The sequence below is a fragment of the Rhodococcus sp. no. 34 genome (assembly GCF_054589475.1).
This window is the reverse complement of the sequence record NZ_BAAILK010000041.1, coordinates 103,898-112,946: the sequence shown is the minus strand read 5'-3', so window position 1 is coordinate 112,946 and position 9,049 is coordinate 103,898. Positions and strand designations below refer to the sequence as shown.

Genomic DNA, 9,049 nt, shown 5'->3' with positions numbered 1-9,049 from the left:
TGGAACCGAACCCGAGGCGGGTCAGGAACATCTTCATCTGCTCGGCCGTGGTGTTCTGCGCTTCGTCCAAGATGATGAAGGCGTCGTTGAGCGTCCGGCCACGCATGTAGGCGAGCGGAGCGACCTCGATGACTCCGGCCTGCATCAACTTCGGAATCGCCTCGGGATCCATCATGTCGTGCAATGCGTCGTGCAGCGGGCGGAGATACGGATCGATCTTCTCGTGCAGCGTGCCGGGCAGAAAGCCCAGTCGCTCCCCGGCCTCGACTGCCGGCCTGGTCAAGATGATCCGAGAGACCTGCTTGGCCTGCAACGCCTGAACGGCCTTGGCCATGGCGAGGTAGGTCTTGCCGGTACCGGCCGGGCCGACTCCGAACACGATGGTGTTCTCGTCGATGGCGTCGACGTAGCGTTTCTGGTTGAGGGTCTTCGGCCGAATCGTCTTGCCCCGACGCGAAAGAATGTCGAGGGAGAGCACCTCGGCCGGAGACTCGCCGACCTCGTTGGTGAGCATGCCGATGGTTCGTCGAACAGCGTCCGGGGCAATGGGCTGCCCTCGACCGGCCAGCGACGCCAATTCACTGAACACACGTTCTGCCAGCGCCACGTCTGCAGCCGTCCCCGACAAGGAGATGGTTCCGCCACGTACATGAATGTCGGCACGAAGCTCACGTTCGATCGCGGTGAGATTCTCGTCCGTCGCCCCCAGGACTTGACGCACGGTCTCCGGCGCCAGATCCATACTCGAACGGACGGTGCGCTCTGCGGGCAGAGCGCGCTCGGTGATGGTGGTTACACGGTTCCCGTCGAGTTCACTGTGTTCACTCACGTGGTGAATATGGCCTGCTTTCTGGTCCGATCAGCCCACTCGACTCGTGAGCCTCGATACTTCGAAGTCTAGCGCCAGAGTCGGACACGGCCCACTTGTTAATCGTCCCGGCCTAATCCTCGCGGCGACCGGACGGCAGCGATTCGCGGATCCACTCCGACGCTTCGGCGACGATCTCGGAGCTTCTGTCCGGACTGATACCCGCGATGACCAGGCACACGGCGGCAAAGGATTCGCCCGAGTCCGTGATGAGCCCACTGTTGGCCTGATCGAACAAAGTGATCGTGATCGCCTCGGTCATCGCTACCAGAGTCTCGGCCGGCAGGTATTTCGAGAAGGTTCCGTCACGCTGACCGCGCTCGACGACGCTGATACTCACGGCACGCGCGGGCTCCATCAGATCGAGAATCCGCTGCTCCCCCAACTCTTTGCGAGCAAAGCTGAGCAGCATCCGGAAGCGATCACCGACCGGCCATGACAGCAATGCCAGTACGGCAGTCGCCAGATCCGGGCGCTCGGGCGGCTCGCCGGCTTGGCTCAGCGCAGCTACGAGATCGGTCGACGCCTCGTCCACGATGCCGTTGATCAGCGCCTCTCGGCTGTCGAAGTGCGCGTACACGGTTCGCCTGACCACACCGGCGGCCTTTGCGACGTCGTCCATGCTCGCATCCGGATCAGCAGCGAACGCCGTGATCGCCGCCTCGATGATGCGATTGCGATTGGCCGCGGCCTGACTACGACGCTGCCGTCCGCCCGATTCGGCAGTTCCCGAAACGACTGTGCCCGAATGCGTCAACGCGCGTTCCACCTCTTTCGACTGCCCAACTGTGATCTAGGTCAATCATAGTTGCACATCGGTGTGCAAGTTATTAACTTACACATCAGTGTGCAAATAGATCGAGGAGTGTCTTCGATCATCAGGAACGGAGTCGCGTCATGACGACACTCATGAGCAAACCTGTCTCGGAGATGGACCAGCCGTACTCACGGCGGTGGGCCGCGCTCGGGGTGTTGTGCCTGAGTCTGCTGATCGTCGTGATGGCGAATACCGCGCTGATCGTCGCGGCGCCGGACATGACCAGAGACCTCGGCCTCACCAGCACGCAACTTCAATGGGTCATCGACGGCTACACCGTTCCCTACGCCGCATTGATGCTGCTGTTCGGCGTGATCGGTGACAAGTACAGTCGCCGCGGCGCACTTCTCGCCGGACTGGCCGTGTTCGCCGGCGGCGCCGTCTTCGGCAGCATCGCGGACACCACCAACGCCGTCATCGCGGCACGAATGATCATGGGCGTCGGCGCCGCGATCATCATGCCCGCGACGCTTTCGCTTCTGGTCGCTACCTTTCCCAAAGCGGAGCGATCACGCGCCATCGCGGCGTGGGCGGCGACATCGGGTCTCGCGATTGCACTCGGTCCGCTGTTGGCCGGATGGATTCTCGACAGTCATTCCTGGAGCATCACTTTCCTGATCAACGTCCCGATCGCCGCAGTCGCTGCCGTCGCCGCCGTATTTCTGGTGCCGCCGAGCAAGGCCGAGCACCTGGGCCGGATCGACTGGATCGGCGGCGCACTCTCGGTGGTCACCATTGGCTCGCTCGTGTACTCGATCATCAACGGATTCCACTTCGGGTGGACCGGCGGACCCATCGGTGCCGCCGTACTCGCTGCGATCGGCCTCGTCTCGTTCGTCGTCTGGGAACTGCGTCACCCGCAGCCACTGCTCGACGTCCGTAAGCTCGGCCAGCGCATGGTCGGCGGCGCGACGCTCGCCGTACTTCTGCTGTTCCTGGCCGCCTTCGGCGCCATCTACTTCATCTCACAGCAGTTCCAGTTCATCCTCGGCTACGGCGCACTCGAAACCGGTGTTCGTCTGCTGCCCTTGGCAATTGCCGTTTCGATCGGCGCCGTTGTCAGTGGGCGGATCACTCCGCTGATCGGCGTCCGGGCATCCATCGTCGGCGGCATGGTGGTCGCCGCGATCGGCGTTCTGATTCTCACGCAGGTCGACGGCGATTCGGGCTACTGGATGTTCGCAGTCCCACTGATCCTGCTCGGCCTGGGCATCGGTCTCAGCGAACCGCCGGCCACCGACGCCATCATGGACAACTTCTCCGAGGACGATCTCGGTGCTGCGGGTGGCCTCAACGACACCGCCATCGAACTCGGCGGCTCGCTGGGTATCGCGATCCTCGGCTCGATCCTCGCTGCGAGCTACAAGGATTCGATTGCCGGATTCATCAATGGAATGCAGGTTCCGCAGTTGACGGGCGAACTTGCGCAACAGGCCGCGTACGCGATGGAGGTGTCGGGCGAATCCGTCGGCGGCGCTTCGTTGGTCGCCGAAGAGATGGCAGGCAACCCGTTGGCTGCAGCTCAGGCAGGGCCGTTGCTCGACGCCGCAGGCAGTGCCTACGCCGACGCGATTTCGGCGGCCAGTTGGGCGGGCGGTCTTGCACTGTTCGTGGGGGCAGTTGTCGTGGCGTTCATCCTGCCGGGCAAGAAGGCCCCTGTGGAAGTAGACCCCGCGTCAGTCTGACGTGCACGGAGCCAGCGGGTCTTCGGCGAGAACCAACTCGCGGGAGACCCGCCACGACTCGGTCGAGGGTGAGAGAAACGCGTCGTGTCCTTCGCCCTCGATCACACGCAGTGCCACGGGATCACCAGCCGCTTCCGCGGCTTTCGCGTACCGGGAGCTCACCTTGGCCGGCACCTGCAGATCGTCCGCACCCGTGACGCACACAACGGGGACGCCGATCGGCAATCGATGCTGCGGCGACGCACTGCGATACAGATCCGGGTCCGCGTCGAACGGAACGCCGAACAGATCCTCGATGAAGCTGATCCGTCGTCCACGCTCGCCTGCCGACGCCAGATCGAGTGCGGCCGCCTGTGCGATGACCCGTTCAGGCCGGGTGAACGTGTCCTTCTCCCCCGCCAGCCACACTGCAAGATGTCCTCCGGCCGAATGCCCGAGCAAGCGAATCTGATTCAGATCCAATTCGGCCGAGGACTTCCCGGCAACCAGTCCGGGGATTTCGTCGTACGCCGTTTTCACGTCGGCGGACATCTCCGGCCAACCACCGCCCGCCCCGAGACGGCGGTATTCGATGTTCCACACCGCGACGCCGTGCCGCGCGAGTTCGACGGCAAATGCGGTGCCCAGAGTCAATCCGTACTGCCCGCTCCAGAAGCCGCCGTGGATCTGCATGACGACCGGGATCGGGCCGTCAGCGACTCCGTCGGGAACGTAGAGATGCCCGAACTGCTGCTCGTGTCGGCCGTACGGAATCTTGAATCGAGGCACCGAGGAAATCTATCTCAGGCGAGGGCGCTGCCTGCGGCCCAGTCTGCCCAGGAAAGGGTCCAGTCGCCGTTCTGCCACACCTCCAGCGGAGCGCCGCCGGTGTTCTTGATCTCGACGACATCTCCCGGCTGCGAGAAATCGAAGAACCATTTGGCATTGGCCGCACTGAGATTGAGGCAACCGTGCGAGGTGTCGGTGTTTCCCTGCGCCCAGACGGTGCTCTCCAACTCGTGAAGATAGATACCGTCGGTGCTGATGCGGGTGGCCCAGTTGATGGATTCCTTGTAGCCGAGGCGCGAGTTGATCGGCAGACCGTAGGTCGACGAATCCATGATGACGGGGTTGGCCTTGTCCATCACGGTGTACGTGCCGGGCTGGGTCCAGAACGAGAGCGTCGTGCCGCCGATCGTCTCGGTGCCGCCCATTCCCATCGAGGTCGGCATTTCCTTGATCACCTGACCGTTTTCGTAGACGGTCACCATCTTGGTGTTGTCGTCGGCGACCGAGACGTGGGAGTCGCCGATCTTGAAGGACACGGTGTCGTCCTGCTGGCCGTACAGTCCGTTGCCGAGTTGCTTGCCGTAGATGTTCGCGTTCACCGAGACCGTCGTGCCTGGTGCGTAGTAGTTCTGCGGTCGCCAGTGAACGTTCTGACCGTCGACCCAGTACCACGAACCCTGTACGGGCGGATTGGTTGTGACCAGCAGAGACTTCTCGGCCGCGGCCTTGTCACCGATCAACTCGTCGAAATGAACGGCGACGACGGTGCCGACACCGTACGTGCCACCGTCCGATATCGAGGCGCCACCGGTGGTGTTGATGTACGCCCGGGTCTGGTTACTCGGCGCGACGGTGGTCAGCGTCGTGTTCTTGGTCGTGGCAACACCATTCGCGTCGACGGCGTCGACGACCAACTTGTAGGTCTTGCCGTATCCGAGTGGTTCGCTCGGTTTCCAGGACGTCTTGTCCGGCGTGGTGATACCGGCGACTTCCTTACCCTCGGGATTGGTCAGCGCGACGGTCGTCAGTGTTCCCTTCGCGACCTGGACCTCGATGGGGTCGAGTGGACTCACCGGAGTTCCGCCGTCCGCCGGGGTGACGGTGACTAGAGCCTCGCTGGTCGGGGTAGTGGTGACTGCGCTGCTGGAGGAACCCGTGTTGTCTCCGGTGGAGACCGTGCACCCCGCGACGAGCATCAACGCCGCCGCGGCACACACCGCTCCAACGATTCGCATATGCGCACGTGACAACATCTGGCCTCCTGAAATCCCCGAACCAACTCACGCCGAAGGCGACCCCCGACGTCCTTACGATAGTGCGCAAATCTGACACTTCGCTGAGCGCCGGATCCGATTCAGCTCGGGATCACAACAAGATCAGTGCAGTGGCCGTGGTCCCCAGCGATCGGTCAGCACTCCGATCGCGCCCAGAGCAACAGCCCCGGCGGTCGACGTGCGCAGGACCGTCGGGCCGAGAAGCACCGGAGTGGCCCCGGCCTCCGACAACGCGCTGATCTCCGAATCGTCGAGCCCACCTTCGGGACCGACAACCAGAAATACCTCGTCCGCGCTCGCCAGCGGCAAACCGGCCAACGGCGTCGTCGCCGATTCGTGAAGCACCGCAACCACAGCGCCACGGGCAACGGCGTCACGAACCAACGCGATCACCGCCGGCGTCTTGTGCAGTTCCGCAATTTCCGGGACGAACGCGCGTCTGGACTGCTTTGCCGCAGACACTGCCGCACTTCGCCAGCGTGCGACGCCCTTGGCGAGCTTGGGGCCCTCCCACTTGGCGACACAACGCAAGGACTGCCACGGGATCACCGCGTCGATCCCCGCCTCGGTCGCCAGTTCGACGGCCAACTCGGAACGCTCGGCCTTGGGAAGTGCCTGAACGAGGGTCACCAACGGCTTGGGCTGCTCGAGAACCTGAACGTCACTGACCAACAGTTCCAGGCGGTCCTTGCCGACGCTCGTCACCTCGGCGTCGGCCACCCGGCCACGGCCGTCGGCCAACACCAATCGCTCACCGACGCCGATCCGGCGGACAGTGGCCGCGTGGCGACCCTCCTGTCCGTCCAGAACTGCGATTTCACCGACGCCGGGAACCGGGTCGAGAAAGAAGACCGTTGCGGCCACCGTCAGCGGCCGCTGAATGCTTCGCGAAGACGCGAGAACAATCCACCGCTGTTCTGCGAGGCCGTCGAGACAACCTCGGCCTCGTCACGATCGCGGAGCAGCTTGAATTCCTTGAGCAGCTTGGACTGCTTGTGATCGAGACGGCTCGGGATGACCACCTCGAGGTGAGCGTGCACGTCGCCGCGCACTCCCGACCGCAGTTTCGGCATGCCATGACCGCGAAGAACAGCAACGTGTCCGGGCTGGGTGCCTGGCTCGATGGTGATTTCCTTGGGGCCGTCGATGATGGTGTCGACGGTGACAGTCGTACCGAGCGCTGCGTCGACCATCGGAACGCGGATCGTGCAGTGCAGGTCTTCACCGTCTCGAACGAAGACGTCGTGCTGCTGCTCGACGATCTCGACGTAGAGGTCGCCGGGGTGTCCGCCGCCTGGGCCCACTTCACCCTGCGCGGTCAAACGGATACGCATGCCACCGGCGACACCCGCGGGAACCTTCACGGTGATGTCACGCTTGGCCCGAACTCGGCCGTCGCCGCCACACTTGTGGCAGGGATCCGGGATGGTCTCACCGGCACCGCGGCACGTCGGGCAGGGACGCGAGGTCATGACCTGACCGAGGAACGAGCGCTGGATGGACTGAACTTCGCCGGCACCGTTGCAGGTCTCACAGCGGACAGGCTTGGAGTCGCCGTTGGTTCCGGCTCCGGTGCAGCTGTCGCACAGAATGGCCGTCTCGACGGTCACGTGCTTGCTGACTCCCGTCGCACATTCTGCGAGGGTCAGCTTGGTGCGAAGCAACGAGTCGGCTCCGGGCTGAACGCGACCGCGCGGCCCACGACCTGCGCCGCCACCGCCGCCGAAGAATGCTTCGAAGACGTCGCCGAGGCCACCGCCACCGAAGCCGCCGCCGAAGCCACCACCGCCGCCACCACCGGACTCGAGTGGGTCTCCGCCGAGATCGACGATGCGACGCTTCTCCGGGTCGGTCAGGACCTCGTAGGCCGTCGAGATCTCCTTGAACTTGGCCTGCGCCGCCTCGTCAGGGTTGACGTCCGGGTGCAGTTCGCGTGCCAGCTTGCGGTAAGCGCGCTTGAGCTCCTGGTCTGTCGCGTTCTTGTCGACGCCGAGCAATCCGTAGTAATCCCGTGCCACGTTGAGTCTCTCGTCCTTCTCTTACTTCTAGGTTTTCCTCAGTCCTCGCGAGGAGGCGTGCCGACGAATGTCGACGTCCGTCATCGCTCGGAGAGAACTTCGCCGATGTATCTGGCAACGGCGGCAACCGATGCAATTGTTCCCGGATAGTCCATCCGAGTGGGTCCGAGCACACCGACACCACCGAAAACGGTACCGGCCGCGCCGTAGCCAGTCGAAATCACGGAGGTTCCGCGCATCTGTTCGACCTGCGTCTCTTCACCGATCTGAACGGTGACCGTGCCGGAGTTCTGCGTCGCAGCGAGCAGTTTGAGGACCACTACCTGCTCTTCCAGTGCTTCGAGCACTGCGCGCAGCGAACCGGGGAAGCCGGCCAGACCGGAGAAATCGGCGGCGTTGCGCGTGAGATTCGAGGTTCCGCCCAGAACGAGGCGATCTTCCGGATGTTCGACCAGGGTCTCGACCAGCACCGTTGCCGAGCGGATCACGGCGTCGCGAAGGTCGGCCGGAGACTCGTCGGCCAGTTCCGCCACGGCAATCGACGCGGCGGCCAGGCGCTTGCCTTCCAGTGCTCCGCCGAGAAGCGTGCGCAACCGGGAAAGGTCTTCGTCTTCGAGGACGTCTCCGAGTTCGACGATTCGCTGATCGACGCGGCCGGAATCGGTGATGAGAACGAGAAGCAGGCGCGCCGGCGTCAAAGCGACCACCTCGAGGTGGCGAACCGACGACGCGGACAGCGACGGGTACTGGACAACCGCGACCTGACGGGTCAGTTGCGCGAGCAGTCGCACACCGCGGCGCAGAACGTCGTCGAGGTCGACACCCGACTCCAAGAACTCGAGGATCGCTCGACGCTCGGGCCCGGACATGGGCTTGACGTCGGCGATGCGATCGACGAATTCGCGGTATCCCTTGTCGGTGGGGACGCGGCCGGAACTGGTGTGCGGTTGGGCGATGTAGCCCTCGGCCTCGAGGAATGCCATGTCGTTGCGCACAGTGGCGCTTGACACTCCGAGGTTGTGACGCTCGACCAGTGCCTTGGATCCCACCGGGTCCTGGGTGGAGACGTAATCGGCCACGATTGCACGTAAGACCTCGAAACGCCTGTCGTCGGTACTCGACATCGTTGCCACCTCCGTTTCCTGAAAAGAACGAACACCGACATTTACACATCGGTTTCCACTGGCAGTCTAATCGCCCGAGCGCCAGAGACGGCTGTTGCCCTTACTGTGGAGTGAGATCGGCGAAAGGTCGATCGCACAACCATGGACAAGGCGGCACATGATCTTCAAAGGCGTGATGGACGGCAAACCGTATCCCGATCACGGACTGTCTCTACGCGACTGGTCGAAGTTCCCTCCACGTCAGGTTCGACTCGACGAGATCGTGACCACCACGAAGGTCCTCGAACTCGATCGCCTGCTGTCGGAGGACTCGACCTTCTACGGCGATCTGTTCCCGCACGCAGTGCAGTGGCGCGGCACTCTCTACCTCGAGGACGGTCTGCACCGAGCGGTTCGTTCGGCCCTGCGAAACCGCGTCGTGCTGCACGCGCGTGTCTTCGACTTCGACGCGATGCCCGGTGTCATCGAGGGAGTCCGCTGACGCTCACGCGACTC

Annotated in this window: 9 protein-coding genes; 2 read left to right on the top strand and 7 right to left on the bottom strand. The window is 63.6% G+C overall.

Features of this window, described 5'->3' with window-relative positions; all coding sequences use genetic code 11:
- Nucleotides 1-829: PhoH family protein (locus ACYP01_RS17970; RefSeq protein WP_459681554.1), on the bottom strand; the 829-nt coding region annotated here is incomplete at its 3' end.
- Between the two features lie 112 nt (nucleotides 830-941).
- Entirely contained in the window at nucleotides 942-1,637 is a 696-nt protein-coding gene (locus tag ACYP01_RS17965; protein ID WP_007731067.1) for a TetR/AcrR family transcriptional regulator, read from the bottom strand.
- A 128-nt stretch (nucleotides 1,638-1,765) separates the two neighbouring features.
- Here ACYP01_RS17965 and ACYP01_RS17960 point away from each other — a divergent pair, with 128 nt between their 5' ends.
- Nucleotides 1,766-3,370, top strand: coding sequence for an MFS transporter (locus ACYP01_RS17960; protein ID WP_065352636.1), 1,605 nt, complete (start codon nucleotides 1,766-1,768; stop codon nucleotides 3,368-3,370).
- On the opposite strand, the gene ACYP01_RS17955 is transcribed toward ACYP01_RS17960, so the two are convergent.
- The 5 genes from ACYP01_RS17955 to hrcA all read right to left on the bottom strand — a co-directional run bounded on the left by ACYP01_RS17955 (nucleotide 3,362) and on the right by hrcA (nucleotide 8,554).
- Entirely contained in the window at nucleotides 3,362-4,138 is a 777-nt protein-coding gene (locus tag ACYP01_RS17955) for an alpha/beta hydrolase family protein (protein ID WP_065352637.1), read from the bottom strand. The two genes, ACYP01_RS17960 and ACYP01_RS17955, sit on opposite strands and share 9 nt — an antisense overlap.
- 14 nt (nucleotides 4,139-4,152) lie before the next feature.
- Entirely contained in the window at nucleotides 4,153-5,391 is a 1,239-nt protein-coding gene (locus tag ACYP01_RS17950; protein ID WP_003944568.1) for a L,D-transpeptidase, read from the bottom strand.
- A 123-nt stretch (nucleotides 5,392-5,514) separates the two neighbouring features.
- A complete protein-coding gene (locus ACYP01_RS17945) occupies nucleotides 5,515-6,276 on the bottom strand; it encodes a 16S rRNA (uracil(1498)-N(3))-methyltransferase (protein ID WP_003944495.1) in 762 nt (253 codons plus the stop codon).
- A 2-nt stretch (nucleotides 6,277-6,278) separates the two neighbouring features.
- On the bottom strand, nucleotides 6,279-7,430 hold the full coding sequence (dnaJ, locus tag ACYP01_RS17940; RefSeq protein ID WP_003944460.1) for a molecular chaperone DnaJ: 1,152 nt from the start codon (nucleotides 7,428-7,430) through the stop codon (nucleotides 6,279-6,281).
- Nucleotides 7,431-7,510: 80 nt separating this feature from the next.
- Nucleotides 7,511-8,554 (bottom strand): heat-inducible transcriptional repressor HrcA, encoded by a 1,044-nt coding sequence (gene hrcA / locus ACYP01_RS17935; RefSeq protein ID WP_003944583.1) that lies wholly within the window; start codon nucleotides 8,552-8,554, stop codon nucleotides 7,511-7,513.
- Nucleotides 8,555-8,711: 157 nt separating this feature from the next.
- On the opposite strand from hrcA, the gene ACYP01_RS17930 reads away from it, so the two are divergent.
- A complete protein-coding gene (locus tag ACYP01_RS17930) occupies nucleotides 8,712-9,035 on the top strand; it encodes a type II toxin-antitoxin system VapB family antitoxin (protein ID WP_003944521.1) in 324 nt (107 codons plus the stop codon).
- The last annotated feature ends 14 nt before the right edge of the window (nucleotides 9,036-9,049 follow it).

What these genes read in the sequence shown, in the direction of transcription:
- ACYP01_RS17930 (WP_003944521.1), top strand. Translation starts at nt 8,712, where the DNA reads ATGATCTTCAAAGGCGTGATGGACGGCAAACCGTATCCCGATCACGGA.
- ACYP01_RS17960 (WP_065352636.1), top strand. Translation starts at nt 1,766, where the DNA reads ATGACGACACTCATGAGCAAACCTGTCTCGGAGATGGACCAGCCGTAC.
- ACYP01_RS17950 (WP_003944568.1), bottom strand. Translation starts at nt 5,391, where the DNA reads ATGTTGTCACGTGCGCATATGCGAATCGTTGGAGCGGTGTGTGCCGCG.
- hrcA (WP_003944583.1), bottom strand. Translation starts at nt 8,554, where the DNA reads ATGTCGAGTACCGACGACAGGCGTTTCGAGGTCTTACGTGCAATCGTG.